Annotated in this window: 16 protein-coding genes; 15 read left to right on the top strand and 1 reads right to left on the bottom strand. The window is 36.4% G+C overall.

Going from position 1 to position 16,688, the window contains the following annotated elements; all coding sequences use genetic code 11:
- Positions 1–8: 8 nt before the first annotated feature.
- Positions 9–899, bottom strand: a complete 891-nt coding sequence (locus HNP76_RS09745; protein ID WP_184659974.1) for an aldose epimerase family protein — start codon at positions 897–899, stop codon at positions 9–11.
- Positions 900–969: 70 nt separating this feature from the next.
- On the opposite strand from HNP76_RS09745, the gene HNP76_RS09740 reads away from it, so the two are divergent.
- From HNP76_RS09740 to HNP76_RS09670, 15 genes are all read left to right on the top strand, one after another.
- Positions 970–1,311, top strand: coding sequence for a phenylpyruvate tautomerase MIF-related protein (locus HNP76_RS09740; RefSeq protein WP_184659972.1), 342 nt, complete (start codon positions 970–972; stop codon positions 1,309–1,311).
- 17 nt (positions 1,312–1,328) lie between these two features.
- Positions 1,329–2,309 (top strand): helix-turn-helix transcriptional regulator, encoded by a 981-nt coding sequence (locus HNP76_RS09735; protein WP_184659970.1) that lies wholly within the window; start codon positions 1,329–1,331, stop codon positions 2,307–2,309.
- Positions 2,310–3,392 (top strand): macro domain-containing protein, encoded by a 1,083-nt coding sequence (locus HNP76_RS09730; protein WP_184659968.1) that lies wholly within the window; start codon positions 2,310–2,312, stop codon positions 3,390–3,392. It begins immediately after the preceding gene.
- Between the two features lie 89 nt (positions 3,393–3,481).
- Entirely contained in the window at positions 3,482–4,129 is a 648-nt protein-coding gene (locus tag HNP76_RS09725; protein ID WP_184659966.1) for a vWA domain-containing protein, read from the top strand.
- Positions 4,130–4,138: 9 nt separating this feature from the next.
- On the top strand, positions 4,139–4,957 hold the full coding sequence (locus HNP76_RS09720; protein ID WP_184659964.1) for an ADP-ribosylglycohydrolase family protein: 819 nt from the start codon (positions 4,139–4,141) through the stop codon (positions 4,955–4,957).
- 143 nt (positions 4,958–5,100) lie between these two features.
- Positions 5,101–6,102, top strand: a complete 1,002-nt coding sequence (locus tag HNP76_RS09715) for a 3'-5' exonuclease (RefSeq protein WP_184659962.1) — start codon at positions 5,101–5,103, stop codon at positions 6,100–6,102.
- A 9-nt stretch (positions 6,103–6,111) separates the two neighbouring features.
- Positions 6,112–6,354, top strand: a complete 243-nt coding sequence (locus HNP76_RS09710; RefSeq protein WP_184659960.1) for a hypothetical protein — start codon at positions 6,112–6,114, stop codon at positions 6,352–6,354.
- 1 nt (position 6,355) lies between these two features.
- The gene (locus HNP76_RS09705) at positions 6,356–6,634 is read left to right on the top strand and encodes a hypothetical protein (protein ID WP_184659959.1); all 279 of its coding nucleotides are present in this window, start codon (positions 6,356–6,358) and stop codon (positions 6,632–6,634) included.
- Positions 6,634–7,596, top strand: coding sequence for an ADP-ribosylglycohydrolase family protein (locus tag HNP76_RS09700; RefSeq protein WP_206173282.1), 963 nt, complete (start codon positions 6,634–6,636; stop codon positions 7,594–7,596). Before HNP76_RS09705 ends, HNP76_RS09700 begins: the two co-directional genes overlap by 1 nt.
- A gap of 84 nt (positions 7,597–7,680) precedes the next feature.
- Positions 7,681–7,914, top strand: coding sequence for a hypothetical protein (locus HNP76_RS09695; protein ID WP_184659954.1), 234 nt, complete (start codon positions 7,681–7,683; stop codon positions 7,912–7,914).
- A gap of 293 nt (positions 7,915–8,207) precedes the next feature.
- Positions 8,208–8,621: a hypothetical protein gene (locus HNP76_RS09690; RefSeq protein WP_184659952.1), complete on the top strand. Its 414-nt coding sequence runs from the start codon at positions 8,208–8,210 to the stop codon at positions 8,619–8,621.
- A gap of 10 nt (positions 8,622–8,631) precedes the next feature.
- Entirely contained in the window at positions 8,632–8,949 is a 318-nt protein-coding gene (locus tag HNP76_RS09685; RefSeq protein ID WP_184659950.1) for a hypothetical protein, read from the top strand.
- A gap of 483 nt (positions 8,950–9,432) precedes the next feature.
- Positions 9,433–12,504, top strand: a complete 3,072-nt coding sequence (locus tag HNP76_RS14255; RefSeq protein ID WP_206173285.1) for an AAA family ATPase — start codon at positions 9,433–9,435, stop codon at positions 12,502–12,504.
- A 1-nt stretch (position 12,505) separates the two neighbouring features.
- On the top strand, positions 12,506–13,870 hold the full coding sequence (locus tag HNP76_RS09675; protein ID WP_184659949.1) for a 5-methylcytosine restriction system specificity protein McrC: 1,365 nt from the start codon (positions 12,506–12,508) through the stop codon (positions 13,868–13,870).
- Positions 13,871–13,938: 68 nt separating this feature from the next.
- Complete coding sequence (locus HNP76_RS09670) at positions 13,939–16,680, top strand: PD-(D/E)XK nuclease family protein (protein ID WP_184659947.1); 2,742 nt, start codon at positions 13,939–13,941, stop codon at positions 16,678–16,680.
- The last annotated feature ends 8 nt before the right edge of the window (positions 16,681–16,688 follow it).

Raw genomic sequence — 16,688 nt, 5'->3', positions numbered from 1 at the left:
GAAAGTTTTTATTCTGCTTCGATATTCTGGATGCAAATAAATTCCTTACCTGGGGCCAATTCAACCAGTCCGATTTTATCAGTCCAGATGTGATTTGTATTTTCTGCGTCTGGTAAACCGTGCCATGGTTCAATACAAACGAACTGGGGACTTCCGCTTTTGTTTTGCCAGATCATGCAATATGGGAAGCCTTTTGTCTGAATCTTAACAATTGAATTGTCTTTGAGGTTTCTTAATCCTACCCAATCTGATGTTATATTTGTAAAAAGGTGTCCGTTTCCAAATCCGGAACTTGTTACAGGTATGATGCCGGATTCCTTTTCACCATAAGCCTGAGTTATAAGCTTTCCTTCATTATCTGTTTTGAGATAACCTTCCGGGCTGCATGATACGGCTGTAAGGGCGTCTTTCTTTTCAAACTCAATTAAAAAATCTTCTGCTTTATTTCCATTCAGACTGAATGCGGCGTGTGTTCCTGTACTGAATTTGAATGCTTTATTGTCTGTGTTTTTTACAGTAATTTTCCAGTTTATTCCTTTTTCTGTTAACTGATATTCCGTTTTTAAGCTGAATGAGTAAGGAAATCTGTATATGGTTTCTTCGCTTTGTGTAAGCTCAAAGTCGGCAGATTCTTTTTCCTGCCTTATGCAATTCCATTCCAAATCTCGTCCAAAGCCATGATTTCGACTGTATTCACATTTTTTTCCTTCTATTATAAAGTAACCGCTTAAGCAGCGTGCAATAAAAGGAAATAGAATCGGGGCGTGATTTCCCCAAACGGACTTATCACCGCGCCAGATGATATCTTTCCCCCTTTTCTTGTCTATGAGATTCTGAAGTTCTCCGCCTTTTGTTGATATGTCGGCCTTAAAAAAATCATTTTCAATTGTAATAATCATGTTTTATCTTCCTTATTCTTGTATTATAGCATATTTTTTGTGCTATAATGAATAAAAAGGAGAAAAATCTATGCCAATGATTGAAGCAAAGGTCAGTGTTCAGCTGTCTGTAGAAAAAAGAGATGTTTTGAAGGCTGAGTTTGGAAAGGCTATCAGTATAATTGGAAAACCGGAATCTTATCTGATGATTAATCTGGTTGACGGTCAGGATTTGTATTTTGGCGGAAAGAAGCTGGAGAAGGGTGGCTACGTTGAAGTAAAAGTCCTTGGAAGCGTTGATGCTGGTGCAAGTGACAAGATGACGGCCCGGCTGTGCGAGATTCTGGAAAGAGAGCTTGGAATCCCAGGGAACGCGGTTTATGTTTCCTACTGGGGCACGGGCAACTGGGGCTGGAACGGCGGAAATTTCTAAAGTGGTATAATAAAATTATGGCAGAAAGAGAAGATAGGTTCAGGACACACCGTATTATTCAGATTGATGAAGACATCCGTTCCGGGATTTATCCGGGCATTCAGTTTTTAATGGACAAGCATGGCGTAAGCCGTCGTACTATTCTCCGAGACATTGAGTTTTTGCGCGACAGATACCAGGCTCCAATTGAATGTGACAGAACACGCAAAGGTTACTATTATACAGACCCGACTTTTGCGATTAAAAACGTTTTGCTTACAGAAGGCGATCTTTTTACCGTAAGCACGGTAATGCACTTAATGGAGCAGTATAAAAATACTCCGCTTGAAAATCAGTTCCGTCATATGATGGGCAAAATCAGCGAACTTTTGCCTAATCAGGTAAGCGTGGATTCAGGCTTTCTGAATAAGGACATAAGTTTTATTAGTGATCCGCTTCCTTCTATTGAAGAAGGGGTTTTTGATAACATCTTTGAGGCAATCAAGACCCGCCGTGTTTTGAACTTCGATTACCGTTCTGTAGGAAGTCAGGAATACAAGGCCCGTACATTCGATCCGTATCATGTTTTGTGCCAGAAAGGAAACTGGTACGTATTCGGCTACGACCATGGGGCAGGGGAGAACCGAATTTTCGCACTTTCCCGCTTTACTCATACAAAGATTACAGCAGAAAAATACACAGTACCGGAAGGCTTTGATATCAGCAAAGAAGTTGATTTGAGCTTTGGAATCTGGCACAACAACGAAGCACCGGAAGATTACGAACTTCTTTTTGATTCAAATCTTGCCAACTACATTCTTGAACGCGAATGGCACAAGAATCAGATAATGGAACAGAAGGAAGACGGCTCTGTATATCTGAAGTTTTCTTCTAACCAGAGACAGCAGATTTTGAGCTGGGTACTGGGCTTTGGTCCGTCGGTTATTGTGCTTGCACCGGAGGGATTGAGGCAGGATGTTTTGAAGAGTGTACAGTCAGTGATGGAGAAATATAAATAAATGTCCTTTCGAATTGAACGCAATGACATTACTAAGGTTCGCGCAGATGCAATTGTGAATACAGCAAATCCCATTCCTGTAATTGGACGTGGGACGGATTCTACAATTTATGAGGCTGCAGGACGTGAACAGTTGCTGGCTGAAAGGCAAAAGATTGGTGCTATAGAACGCGGACAGTCTGCATGGACACCGGCGTTTAACCTTAAAAAGCATGGCGTAAAATATGTCATTCATACTGTGGGCATTTTTTACAGGGACGGAAATCACGGTGAAAAAGAAATACTCCGAAGCTGCTATCAGTCTGCGCTTAAAACTGCGGCAGAACTGAACTGTAAATCTGTTGCCATTCCACTTTTAGCTACTGGAAACTATAGATTCCCAAAAGACTTAGCTCTTCAAATTGCGGTAGATGAAATCAGCCGTTTTCTTTTGGAACATGAAGTTAATGTTCTTCTTGTTGTTTATGACAAAGAATCTTATAAAATCTCGGAAAAACTCTTTGATGATGTAGAAGACTTCCTTTTTGATAACCTGGACGGATATGAAGGCGAGGAAGACAGGGATTTTGGATTATTTACTTCTACAGCAATAACTGGTGCTCCGCCGGAGAGGTTATTTGAGGGAACTAAACTTAACAGACCTCTGAAAGCAGCACGAGTTGTAAACCTGGAACCAAGTTTTGATGAAGAAAAACTGATAACTCCAATTGATGTAGACGCCTTCATCAAGATTTCAAATGAAAAACTCAATTTTCAGAATACACTTATGCAGCTGATAGCAGACCGTAAGGTTGATAATTCAGTTATTTACAAGAAAGCCTGTATCGACAAAAAGTTCTTTTCGAAGATTATCAGTAACAAAGACTATGTTCCAAAAAAACATACTGTAATGGCACTCGGACTTGCACTTGAGCTTCCTTTAGTTGAATATGAAGCTTTTCTTGCCAGTGCGGGCTACGCTTTTATGCCTTCTAGCAAGTTTGATCAGATAGTAAAATACTGTGTAATCAATCATATCTATAATCTTATTAATGTAGACGTAATTCTGGATGACCACGGTGAAGAGTGTTTTGCGCCATCCTAAAAAATAAAACTTTCGCCAAAAAGGCGACCTGCTGCCACCTGATTTTCCTTATCATAAAGCCATAAACCAAGAACAGGAGGAAATGGCTTATGAAGAAGGGATTAACAGAAATCGTATTTATTCTGGACAAAAGCGGTTCAATGTCAGGACTGGAGAAGGACACAATCGGTGGATACAATTCGTTTTTGAAACGTCAGAAAGAAGTTGAAGGTGAGGCATATGTTTCTACAGTGCTTTTCAGTCATTACAGTCAGGTAATCCACGACAGAGTTCCGCTTGAAAAGATTGAACCGCTGACAGAAGCTCAGTATCAGACAGACGGCAGCACGGCGCTTTTGGATGCAATCGGCGGTGCAATTCATCATATTGGAAATGTTCACAAATATGCCCGCGATGAAGCCCGCCCTGAAAAGACAATCATAGTAATAACAACAGACGGCGAAGAAAATTCCAGCAATAAATACACCTATCCAAAAATTAAAAAGATGATTGAACGACAGCAGGAAAAATACGGCTGGGAGTTTGTATTCCTTGGGGCCAATATTGATGCCATTGGAGAAGCAAGCAAGATTGGAATCAGAGCAGACAGAGCAGTGCGCTATGAATGCGACGGGGTAGGTACAGTTCTCAATTTTGAATGTATGAGCCGTTCTATTTCCGATGTTCGTATGGGTAAGGCCATGGCAGCAAATTGGAAAGATGACATTGAAGAACATTACAAATCAAAGAATAAATAAGGGGGAATTATGTACGGAGCAATTATAGGAGATATAATCGGGCAGCCATATGAGTTTGACAGGAGCCCAAAGACAAAGAAGTTTCCGTTGTTCAGCAAAAAACCGCGTTTTACAGATGACAGTGTAATGACAATTGCGGTATGTGGCGGAATTTTAAAAGCCGGTCTTGAGGCTGATGAAAACATAATGAAAACCGCAATCATAACCAGTATGCAGCTTTGGGGGCATAAGTATCCTCATGCGGGATATGGGCGAAAGTTTTATATGTGGCTTGCCCGTGAAGACACAAAACCTTACAACAGCTGGGGAAACGGTTCAGCAATGCGTGTAAGTTCTGTGGGCTGGCTGTTTGATAGCTTGGAGCGTACCCGTGAGGTTGCAAGATGGAGTGCAGAGGTAACTCATAACCATCCGGAAGGAGTGAAGGGAGCGGAATCTATTGCATCGGTTATCTGGATGGCAAGGAATGGTAAAACAAAGGATGAAATAAAAGACTATGTTGTAAAAGAGTTTGGTTATGATTTAAGTCGTACTTGCGATGAAATCCGCCCGAATTATCGTCATATAGAAAGCTGCCAGGAAACCTGCCCGGAAGCAATTACAGCCTTTTTGGAAGCTGAAGATTTTGAAGATGTAATCAGGACAGCGGTAAGTCTTGGCGGCGACTGTGATACTCTAACAGACATTGCAACTGCTATGGCAGAAGGATTCTATGGGCTGCCGGAAGAATTAAAAACAAAATGCATCGAATATACAAAGCCTGATATGCATGAAGTGATGAAGGAGTTTGATAAGTATCAGATTACGGCAAAAAGACTGGAGGCGTAATGGCAATTTTGATGTATTTGAGTCAAAATTTGCGGAAAAAAGGTAAAAATCTGCAAATTTTCGCACAAAAAAAATTACGGTGTCTCTCTATGACATCTTGCCCTTTTATAATGGAGTTATAAAGCTGAAAAAGGGGGCTGTTTATGAAAAGAGTTGATGATGTTATGGATACTTCAAATGTTTATTCTTATGGAATTGATTTGAGTAAAATTAAACTGGATTTTTCAAAAGAACCGAAGAAGCACAAGGCTCCGGCTAAACGATATGTGTGCATTGACCTTGAAATGACGGAGTTTACTGCTTCCCAGAGAGGCTTTGTTCCTGGAGCAAACGGCGAAGTAATTCAGTTTGGTGCCGTAATGCTGGACGAAAACTACAACATGCTCAGTGAATTCAGTTCTTATGTAAAGCCTGTGTACAGTTCAGTTACCCCTATAATCAATCAGCTTACAGGAATTGAAAATAAGAACCTGGAAAAGGCAGATGACTTTCTGACAGTGTTTGATAAGTTCTGTTACTGGCGTGGAGAAGGTGATATTACAACTTTCTGCTGGAGTAAGGCAGACTTTAATCAGCTTTGGGCAGAACTTGAAGCAAAAGGAAAGCACCGTTACGACCTTTTTGGTATTTTGCATGATTTTGTAGATTTGCAGAATATCTTTGGAAAACTTGTTTCATCTAAAACTTCTGTAGGACTTGAATCTGCAATGAGACTCCTTCAGATGGATTACAAGGGTCAGGTTCATACAGCCTTGAGCGATTCCTACAATACAGCACGCATCCTTCATAAGCTTTTCTGCACAGAAAGTTTGGAACTTGATTTTGAATACATCAATCCATCGAAAGAAATACCGGTAAACAAGAAGAAGGAAGATGCAGAATATAACTGCTCTTTTGCAAGCTTTCTTTCTCCGAAACTTCTTGCTCAGTTTGGTTATTCAAATACCATAGAAGAGACAGAATCTGATGATTATTCATTTGAAAATGCAGCAGAAGACTTACAGGCTCTGGAAGAATCTCCCTTATATGGAATGGTCGATAACGAAGAAATCGCAGGACTTTGTTCAAAGTACAAGATTGAGGTTCAGAGCTGGCTGAAACTGGCAACTGAAGTCATGGATACACAGGAAATGCAGGTAGCATAAGGGGGTATCATGATTACTCTTGGAATTCTTCTTTATATTATAGGATGTCTTATATCGTCCTATGAAGACGACGTTTACGAAACACAGCGAAGAGAAGAAAAAAGACATAAAGAACTTATGCGCACGTTAAGTGAAACACGTAATTCAGCTACACCTGCATCAAGGAGGATAAAACGAGTTCGCCGCCGTTTTGTAAAAGACAAAGACGGTAAGATACTGGGTGAAGAAATTATTGAAGAATGGGAAGAGTGATATGGGATTTTTTGTTTTACTTCTTTTAATAATCGGTGTAATTGTAATTATCAGTGCAAGCAGCGGAAAGGGTAGTGCTGGTAGTTATCATGGAGCTTATGTCCGTGATTATGATGAAGATTACGAGACCAGAGCTGCAATGGGAGAGCGGGATTATTTTACAGATGATCCTGCCCGGGATTATGACTCATATTATGCTCAGGTTGCAGACGATGCAATGATGGGAGATGAGAGCGTCATGGAAGAGATGCGCGGTGAGTTTGGAGATAGCGTTTGGTGATGAAAGAAAAGATTAGAAATACATTATATGGAGCGATTGTAGCCGATGCGCTAGGAGTTCCGGTTGAATTTAAAGACAGGGGTTATCTCAAAAAGAATCCTATAACAGATATGATTGGTTACGAAACCTATAATCTTCCAAAAGGCAGTTGGTCAGATGATTCAAGCATGACGCTTTGTCTTGCAGAGAGTATTGGACGGTTGAAAGGGATAGATTACGAAGACGTGATGAAGAACTTTGTTTCATGGTTTGATAAAGGAAAATTTACTCCAGATGGGAAACTGTTCGATATAGGAATGGCCTGTAGAAAATCAATTGTAAATTTCATGGATAAAACTCCAGCATTAGAATGTGGTCAGAAATCCGAATGGGATAACGGTAATGGTTCCCTTATGCGAATTTCTCCTCTTCCATTGTATCTGTATCAGAAGTTCGGTTCCGATGCTATGAGCAAGGAAGAAGCTTTTGAACTGATTCATAATGTTTCACGTCTTACTCATGGTCATAAAATCTCTCTTATTGGTTGTGATATCTACTGTGCGGTGATGATTGAAATACTTAATGGAGCAAAAAAAGAAGAATTGTTACAAAAAGCGCTTCCTAAAATTGGAGACTATGTTCGACATAATCCTCTTTATACGCCTGCTCTTGCTAAATACGACAGAATTACACATATGAGCTTTGCCAGATTAAGCGAAGATAAAATCAAAAGTTCCGGTTATGTAGTTGATACTCTGGAAGCAGCACTCTGGTGCTTTTTGACTACCGAGAATTATCGTGATTGTGTTCTGAAAGCTGTAAATCTTGGAAGTGATACTGATACAGTTGCTTGTGTGGCAGGTAGTATTTCGGGATTGTATTACGGAGGGATTCCAACAGATTGGATTGAGGCAATTCGCAATAGGAAACTTGTGAATAAGGTGATTGATAAGTTCACAAATGTGATTTTTGAAGAAAAATAGTAAATTTTACCCCCTGTGCTATTATTTGCGACAGGGGGTGGAGTAAGAATTTTTTAATGGGACAAAACGCTAAAGAGTTGCATGATGGAAAGAAACTTTAAAAAATCTGCCAATGAAATGTATCAAGAATACATAAAGAATAATGAATGGGCTATAAAAGGAATCAATACAAGAAAAATATGTGCAGAAGATATTGCCTACATAAAATATTCCGAGAGTGTTGGTTCGTCTATAAGGATAATGAAAGGTTTATCATCCACTATTAATGAGAGGAAAACTTTTTTTATCCAGATGGAAGATGTATTAGATATCAATTAGTAGAAAACACTGAGAATGTAAATAGAAAAACAGAAAAACAATGTGACGCTTTTGAAATAAAAAAAATGTTTGAGGATATAGCTTCATTTCTTTCTGAAAGACATCTTGAGTTACGTATATTTATTGATGATGCTGTCGGGACTTTGACTATTTATTTCAAAGATGGCCATAAAGAAGAATATGACAGGGGAATGGGATATGAAGGAGACTATTTATCCAGATATATCAAGGATTTGTTTTGAACAAGGTAAAGCTGTAAACATAAACAAATTTAATACATGGAGAAGAGAAGTATGACAATAGATGAAGCAAAGCAATACATCAAAACTGTCCGATGGCAATATGCTAAAACTTATGTACCAGCTCCTCATGAATATACAGTTCTGGATTGGAAACCAGAAACCAAGCAGCAGATGATTGAATTTGCAGATTTCATCTTAGCTAATGGCTATAAAGAGCAGTTCTATAGCAAGACTTTTACAGTTCTTCGAATCGATGAGTATAAATATTGGTCTATGAATTTTCTGACAGAGAATACTAATTTAATAAATCGAACATTCATTGATGATGAACGAAAGTCAAAAATAGTGAGATTTGTTCAATCAACAGCATTTAAGCATGTGTATAAGATGTCGCTGAAAGATGTGGAAGAACAAATGTTGATTAAAGACTATGATTTAGAAATGACACATAAAGTTTCTTTTTAGTGGGGAAGCAATGATAGATTTTTCAAAAAACATTAGCTGGTTTAAAGAGTTCGGTTTAGATATTGATACAGGTAGTATCCAAGACTGTCTTGTAAATAAAGTTTCATACTCCAAAGAAAAAGTTATCTCTTATCTTAAAAAAGGCAAACGTATCGCAAGTTGTCCCAGAGAACTCTATGACCCAATAACCAAAGAATTTCTAGAAAATAGTTTCAGTGTTTATACAGATGGTGAATATTACTGGATTGATGTTCTTCCAAAGATTATTGAAAAGTATAATATTCAATTAACAAATGTATTTGTAAAGAAAATAGAGGAATTAAAGTGAGTAAAATTTGGGATAGTGTGCAATAAAGTTAGTGAAGTAATTGGAACTTTGCCAGAAGATTATTCTAAGTCATCAAAAGAAGAACTGGATTGTTTTCGCGCATATATTTCACATTTTCAATGGACAAAAGCAAAGTTTTTTGAAGATTTTGCACTACATAAGTACATTCTGAACGTTTCTTGTTGGAAAATGAAGAAAGATGGAAAGTGTAAAGGAGAATGTGAACCTTGCAAGCAGAGAGAAATAGGCTCTTTTTATTCGTAAATATGGTAAACGATGTAAAATGCTGAAAACTACTTATACAGTTCTATGTGTAGATGACAGGCAGTATTGGACAATGGTAGACCCAATGAATACAACCTGGGTTCTGACCTGTTCATTGATAGATGAGCCAAGAAGGGTGCCTTTATTGGAATGGTTAGACCGAATTAAGTCCACGAATAATTAAAGTCGTGTTATAATAATAGAGAGTAGGTATTAAAAATGAAATGGTTATATGAAGATTTTGATTCAGGATTGACTCAAGAGCAATGGAATACTCTTGTACAAGATAAAGCAATTTTTACAGAAGACTGTTTGGAAGCTTTTTACAGAATGTTGGATTTTGGAGAAAGTGCAACTTGTACACAGCTTGCCTATGAATATGGAAATAATGCGCAACATTATTCGGGAATAATGACCAAGCTCGGTGAACGAATCTTAAAAAAAACGAATTGTAAAGAGCCACCAGCGATAAAAGATAGAGAAAACAGTTTTTGGCCAATTATTTTTGTTGGAAAAGATGTTGATCCAAGTTTGGTGACAATAGAGGGAAAATTTTCTTGGAAAATCAGAGATGAATTAAAGCAAGCTTTGAAGAGTATTGATTTTTCAAAATATAAATTGAGAGAAAAAGAGATATTAGCTAATGAATGGGTTTTCTCATGTAATCCAAAGAAATATGATGTATTCTCTGCATTCAAAGAACAACCTACAGTAAAATGGAAACAATATGAATCAAAAGTGAAAGTTGGAGATATTGTTTATATCTATATTAGTAAAAAAGATGCCAAGATTCCTGCTGGATTAAAATATAAATGCGAAGTCATTGCTACTGGCATAAAAAGCGATCCTGAAGATTTAAAATACTATGCAAAAACTGATGATAAACATTCAGATGCTATAAGAATGGAATTAAAGCTTCTTGAAACATTTGAATCGGTAAAATATTCCTATGACAATTTAACAACGAAAGGTTTTATTGCTCCACAAGGTTATTGTCATTTAAAACCTGAAGTAAAAGAATTTATTGAAAATGGAAGAATTCTGATAACTGAGAATGAAATTCGCGAAACCTATAAGACTGAACTTCAAAAAAAGAATCCTGGCTGGAGCCGACAAACATTAGCAACTCATATGTCAGATTCTTTCTTTATGAAAAATAATAATCTTGTATCGGATTTCTGGGGATTATTTGACTCTGATAATAATTTAGAAAAAGCGAAAACAATTCTCAAGACTTATTTGGAATCAATCAAACCTTCAACAGCTCTAAAGAGAACAACCGGATATTACAATGAAATAAAAACCCTTAAATCATTTATTGATAAATATTATGGCGGAATAAAGAATCTTTCAATTACAGATGAATCAAAGCTCATAAAAGAAAAATTATTACACATAATAAACTGGTATAAAGATTTCTTGAAAGATAACCGGGAAGTAGCTTTTGATAACGAGAAATATAAATGGAAAGAGCTGACTGAGTGCCAAAATTTAACTGGAATCGAGATTGCAAAATATTTAGTAAAAGATAAAACCAATTTATTGGAAAATCTTTCAAGAGTAGTTTTAGGGGAATTATGTGAAAGCAATCCAGATGATATTTCAGTGATATTAGATAAATTATTTGATAGCAACGAAGACTTACATAAACGTGTAAATAATTTCGAAGTAGATATAGAACGATTGAAAACAGCAAGTCGAATACCTAATGATGAAAGGTCGGCTTCTGTTCTTCTCGCTTGTTATCGACCTGATGAATATCCAATTTTTAAGGCAACTTTTTATGAAGAATTGTGCAAATATATTGGAATAAAAATGTGTGCAAAAGGTGATAAATATATTCATTACATTGAAATCATGAAGATTTTTGTGGACTTAATAAAACAAGATAAAATCTTAATTGAAAAAATGAATGAATTAACAATAGGTTTTATTAATCCAGTGAATCTTATAGCACAAAATATTTTATACGTGCGTTTTGAGAGCTCAGGGGTAAATGGAGATGAAATTATGGAAACAAATGCAGAATATGAAAAATATAAAAAACTTTTAGAGTCGTCAAAGAATCTCGTCCTTACTGGAGCACCAGGAACAGGTAAATCTTTTATGGCTACAAAAATTGCAAAAGAAATGCAAGCTGAATACGAGTTTGTTCAATTTCATCCTTCTTATGATTATACAGATTTTGTTGAAGGATTACGGCCAACGGCTCCTGACCAAAATGGAAATATAGGATTTAAGAAAGTAAATGGAGTTTTTAAGGATTTTTGTATTAGAGCTTTACAGAACTTGATTGAAAGCAGCAAATCAGAGGAACAGCTTGCAAAGGATAAAAGTATAAAAGAAAGTGCTGCTGATTTTATTAATACAGCACTTACAACAGAACAGAATAAATTTACAACTAAAACAGGAAATGAGTTTTCAATTGTAAATTTAAATGAAGATACAAATGAAGTTGAAATATCTATCCCGTCAAATGCAAAAACTCCAGAGTTGACTTTGAAATTGGATGTTATTTATGAACTTCTGGAAAAAGACCTTTGTAAAGAAAATGTCTCTGAAATAAAGAATTATTATGGAAGAATACATAATAGGCAGGAAGATTCATATTATTTTGCAATCTGTAGTGAAATAGGTAAGAAACTTAAGAAAGTTAATGCACCTGTTACTAAAGTTGAACAAAAGAAATATGTATTCATTATAGATGAAATAAACAGAGGTGAAGCTTCAAAAATCTTTGGAGAACTTTTTTATTCAATTGATCCGGGATATAGAGGCCGAAAAGGAAAAGTATTTACACAATATGCAAATATGGAAACTATGCCAAATCTTTTTGATACATATTTGGGGGAGAAACAAAAGTTTGGGCATTTCTTTGTTCCAGAAAATGTTTATATTATTGGAACTATGAATGATATAGACAGAAGTGTAGAAAGTATGGATTTTGCTTTTAGACGTCGTTTCAGATGGGAAGAGATTTCAGCTACGCAAAATATTAAGATGCTTAAAGAATTGGAAGATCCAACACTTCAAGCTGAAGCAGAACGAAGGATGACAAACCTAAATAATGAAATTTCAAATACACCAGAATTATCATCAGCATACAATATTGGTCCTGCATACTTCTTGAAACTAAAAGAAACGCAAGGAGATTTGAACGAACGTTTTAAAGCACTTTGGGACGGACACCTTGTATCATTGCTCCGAGAATATCTTCGTGGTAGAAGTGATATACAATCACGACTAGAAACTTTAGAAGCTGCTTATTACAAGGAAGACTCAGTAGATTAATATGCGTATAGAAACTACTGATAATAATTTAGGCAAGTTAACAATTACAGAAGACTCATATAAAGACTTAAAAGATTTCGCAGACATTCCCTTGGAAGTGATAATTAAGAAACAACCGTCATTATTAGTGTTTCCTCTTGATCTGGCAAATTCAAGCGATAGGATTGGTGAAGAATCGATATTTAATATCGAACCTAATAAAGATGAAGATACGGCTTCAGTAGCACCGTATAGGCTTAAGACAGGAAATCTTATGGGTTTCATTGGTGTTGGAGAAACTCAAGTAAATATTACTTCTAGGTTTACTGAGATTGGTAAAGAAGATTTCTTTTTACATTATATGCTTGGAAAAGTCTTAAGCGTGGACTTTAATGTTTTAAATCTAAGTGCTACGGGAACAAATAATGATGTACTTAATTTACTAATGTTCATGTTTCCAAATCTCTTGAAGCAAGCTGTTGCACAAGGAATATTTCGAGCCTATAGAACTTATGAAAGGAATAATTCTTCTGTAAAAGGGTCTATAGATATCAATCGACATATTAGAAAAAATATACCTTTTTTGGGAAAAGTCGCATATCGATCTAGAGAGTTTAGTTATGATAACTATTTACTAGAATTGATACGACATACAATAGAATATATAAAAGAAAGCGGATTAAGTTCTCTTCTCTCAAAGGATGAAGATATAAGAGCTGCAGTTCATCAAGTATATGATGCAACTAGCGAATATCGGAAATCTGATAGAAGTAGAATAATAGGACTGAATGTAAGACCTGTAGCTCATCCTTTATACACCAAGTATACAGAATTGCAAAAACTTTGCATGTTAATCCTCAGACATGAAAATATGAAATATCTTAAGAATGAGGATAAAGTTTATGGAATCCTGTTTGATGGTGCATGGCTATGGGAAGAATATTTAGCAACTATTTTGAAAAAAGAAGGATTTGAACATCCAGAGAACAAGAACCATTCAGGTGGTATCCAAATGTTCAGGAATAAGGATTTGGATGAAAACATAGATAAGAATTTTAGACGTATTTATCCAGATTTCTATAAGAAAGGACAATGTATTCTTGATGCTAAATATAAGCAACTTGATAAAGGTTTAGTAAGGGAAGATTTGTATCAGGTAGTAACTTATATGCATACAATGTCCGTAAGACAAGGTGGATTTATTTTTCCTTCAAAAAATTTAGATGATAATGATAAAAATGTATTTTGCTATGAATTAGCAGGAGATGGTGGTTTCATACGTTCTATAAAAGTAAAAATTCCACAAAACATTAATTCTCAAACAGACTTTAATAATAATATGAAATCAGAAGAATTAAAATTGCAGGGTTTAATAAATTTTATTTGAACTCATTCTCCAAGGTCATTCAGTGACACCACAGCATGTTATAATATCCAAAAATGGGAGTTATAGATATGAAATTGTTTTATAGTCCTTCATATTCAGGTTTTGTTTATACGGATAAGTCGCAGCTTCTGTTTAATCAGAAGATTGTTGATACTGCGGCTCTGGTGGAAGAGATAAAGCTCTATGCTGGGTTAAGTACTGAGCGTAAAGAAGATATTGAACGTACTGTTGATTATTACAAGGCTATGAAAACTTACATGGAAAAGCATCCTGGTAATGTTCTGAAGGCTTCTTTTGATGTTGATGGCCTGAGTGTAGCTAAGGAGTGCCTCACCTGGCGTGATACACTTACATTTGCGGGCTGGAATAAAACGACAAAGGCTCCAAGTAAAAGAATGGAAGTTCTTTCTGGAGTAGAAGCCTATTTTGAAGATATCTCTTTAGGAGAAGACTTAGAGGCAATTACTGAAGCTGTCAAAAATGGCTGTCTTCTTCCTGAAAATCTTGAAATTGAAACTCTCATTGACTGGAAACTATTTTCACCGCTTGAATCAGAACTTATAGAAGCACTCAAAACTCGAGGTGTTACTGTCTATATCAGAGAACTTCCTTCTAAAGCAGATACGTCGCTTTCTTCTATAATAAATGTATTAGAATCTGCTTCGGACAAAGAAGAGAAAATTAAAAAGGATGACACATTTAATATTCTGCATTTTGAAGAACAGGATGAGGCCCTTAAGTATTTAAGCCTTCAGAAACCTGATTCTTATGATGTATGGATTAATTCTGATAATAAGGCTTTTGATGACTGGCTTTATTTGGAAGGAAAGGCTACTAGTGGTTCCAGAATAAAAGTTGGTCTTCCACAGATTACACAGCTTCTACCTATTGGTCTTGGTACACTTGCAAGCCCGATGAGTCTTAAGAACATGGTTGAATGGCTGAATGTTCCACTAAGTCCGCTCAATTCGGCTTTGAGAAATAAACTTGAAGCAAGAATCGCCCGTGAAGGCGGCTACTACAATGATGAGGTAAAGAAAATCATTGAGTCCTTCATTAACTGTGATAATGACTTTACCGAGCTTTCTGAAGAAGAACGTGCAACAAAGGTAAAAGAAGAATCAAAGAAAAGGGCAGAAAAGATAGAAAAGTTCTTGCCAGATATCAATAACGCAGAAAGCAATACTGACGGTTCAGTCAGCAGAAATAAGGCTTACAGTTTTACAAAGGCTCTATATGACTGGTGTGGAACTGAACTGGCATTATTAAGCGACGATATGCAGAAAGCTCAGCTTGCACTTGTAAAAAATGAATGTGCCGCTGTTCTTAATATGCTTGAAACAGAGACAGAAGAAAGGATGCCATTTACAAAACTCATGGCATTTGTTTCTGACTTAAAAGCCGGTGTAGATATGCTCCAGTATGAAGCAGAAGAAGGCTGCAGAACAGTAATTTCAAATCCTGGACAGCTTGCAGCAAGGGCAAAATCACTTATCTGGTGTGATTTTTATAATGATGCAAAAGAGACTCTAAAATATGATTTTCTTCTTCCTGGTGAGAAGGCTGAATTCCGTAAGTCACTTTCCTTGTGGGATGAAGATACAGAACGTGAATATAATCATCAGATAAAAATGCTGCCATTCTATCTGGCAGATAAAGTGACTCTTGTTGTAATTGATAAGAAGGTGACAGAAGATGTTGAAACTCATCCTCTTTATATACAAATTAAGCAGAGAATAAAGAACCTGAATGATTTCGTTCTGTCACCAGATGTAAATTCGGACTTCAAGACAGTTTTGCAGAATCCTGTAAGCATTGATAATGAAATAGAAGGGGATGCAGAAGGCATAACAATAAAGAACGCAAATCTTATTCAATGGCCGGATCACGAAACATATTCTTCCTTTGAACAGATTGTTTATAATCCGTTTGATTATGCTTTTGGCTATCTTGCTGGAATCAGTGCCCTTGGAAACTCTTCATTGCCTAAAGTTTACCAGGCTTATGGAACTTGTGCCCATGCTGTAATAGAAAGACTTTTCAATAAAAAAGAAGGTATTGAAGGCAGCGGAACCGTTCCATACATCAAAGAAAACATCAAAAACAACTTTGATAAAGTCTTTACTGATATGGTAAATGGATGCGGAGCAGTACTTTTGCTCAAGGAAAATCTTCTGAATCTTCCAAATTATAAGGCAAAAGTCTTTGACTGTGTTAATGCACTGGTAAAAGTGCTGGAAGATAATAAGCTCCATGTTCTTGCCTGTGAACCAAAACTTATTAGAAGTGATATGAATTTTGGGAATGAAATACGAATTGAAGGTTATGCAGATATGATTCTTGCTGATGAAAAGAATAATCCTGTTGTATTTGATTTTAAGTGGTATCTGGGAAAAGTTGATAAGTTTAAGAAGACGATTGAAGAGAATAAATCAATTCAGCTTGAACTCTATAAATATCTTACGAAAAAACTTGCTGGAAGCGAGGCAAAAGCTGTTGCCTATGTTGTTATTCCGGAAGTAACTCTCGTTTCTGCACAATCCTTTGCCGGAAACAATACGGTAAAAGTGACTATAAAAGATGCAGATGAACAGCTGCTTCCGAAACTGAAAAACTCTTATAAATACCGCCGTGCTCAGATAGAAAAAGGATTCATTGAAGAAGCGACAGGTTTTGCACCTGACCAGATTACCTATCAGAATGATTGCGAAGATAAAAATCTTATCCCTCTTGAGTTTGATGGAATAAGGGAACCTAAAAAACAGCCTAAGCCATATCCACAGTATGAGTTTTTTAAGGGAAGAAAGTAGGAGAAGAG

Origin of the sequence: Treponema ruminis (genome assembly GCF_014201975.1) — a bacterium.
GTDB lineage: Bacteria > Spirochaetota > Spirochaetia > Treponematales > Treponemataceae > Treponema_D > Treponema_D ruminis.
This window is presented reverse-complemented; position numbering and strand designations above follow the sequence as displayed.

Coding starts and splice junctions, on each gene's coding strand:
- HNP76_RS09720 (WP_184659964.1), top strand. CDS start 4,139: ATGTACGGAGCAATTATAGGAGATATAATCGGGCAGCCATATGAGTTT.
- HNP76_RS09725 (WP_184659966.1), top strand. CDS start 3,482: ATGAAGAAGGGATTAACAGAAATCGTATTTATTCTGGACAAAAGCGGT.
- HNP76_RS14255 (WP_206173285.1), top strand. CDS start 9,433: ATGAAATGGTTATATGAAGATTTTGATTCAGGATTGACTCAAGAGCAA.
- HNP76_RS09705 (WP_184659959.1), top strand. CDS start 6,356: ATGGGATTTTTTGTTTTACTTCTTTTAATAATCGGTGTAATTGTAATT.
- HNP76_RS09700 (WP_206173282.1), top strand. CDS start 6,634: ATGAAAGAAAAGATTAGAAATACATTATATGGAGCGATTGTAGCCGAT.
- HNP76_RS09675 (WP_184659949.1), top strand. CDS start 12,506: ATGCGTATAGAAACTACTGATAATAATTTAGGCAAGTTAACAATTACA.
- HNP76_RS09710 (WP_184659960.1), top strand. CDS start 6,112: ATGATTACTCTTGGAATTCTTCTTTATATTATAGGATGTCTTATATCG.
- HNP76_RS09740 (WP_184659972.1), top strand. CDS start 970: ATGCCAATGATTGAAGCAAAGGTCAGTGTTCAGCTGTCTGTAGAAAAA.
- HNP76_RS09735 (WP_184659970.1), top strand. CDS start 1,329: ATGGCAGAAAGAGAAGATAGGTTCAGGACACACCGTATTATTCAGATT.
- HNP76_RS09715 (WP_184659962.1), top strand. CDS start 5,101: ATGAAAAGAGTTGATGATGTTATGGATACTTCAAATGTTTATTCTTAT.
- HNP76_RS09690 (WP_184659952.1), top strand. CDS start 8,208: ATGACAATAGATGAAGCAAAGCAATACATCAAAACTGTCCGATGGCAA.
- HNP76_RS09745 (WP_184659974.1), bottom strand. CDS start 899: ATGATTATTACAATTGAAAATGATTTTTTTAAGGCCGACATATCAACA.
- HNP76_RS09730 (WP_184659968.1), top strand. CDS start 2,310: ATGTCCTTTCGAATTGAACGCAATGACATTACTAAGGTTCGCGCAGAT.
- HNP76_RS09695 (WP_184659954.1), top strand. CDS start 7,681: ATGGAAAGAAACTTTAAAAAATCTGCCAATGAAATGTATCAAGAATAC.
- HNP76_RS09685 (WP_184659950.1), top strand. CDS start 8,632: ATGATAGATTTTTCAAAAAACATTAGCTGGTTTAAAGAGTTCGGTTTA.
- HNP76_RS09670 (WP_184659947.1), top strand. CDS start 13,939: ATGAAATTGTTTTATAGTCCTTCATATTCAGGTTTTGTTTATACGGAT.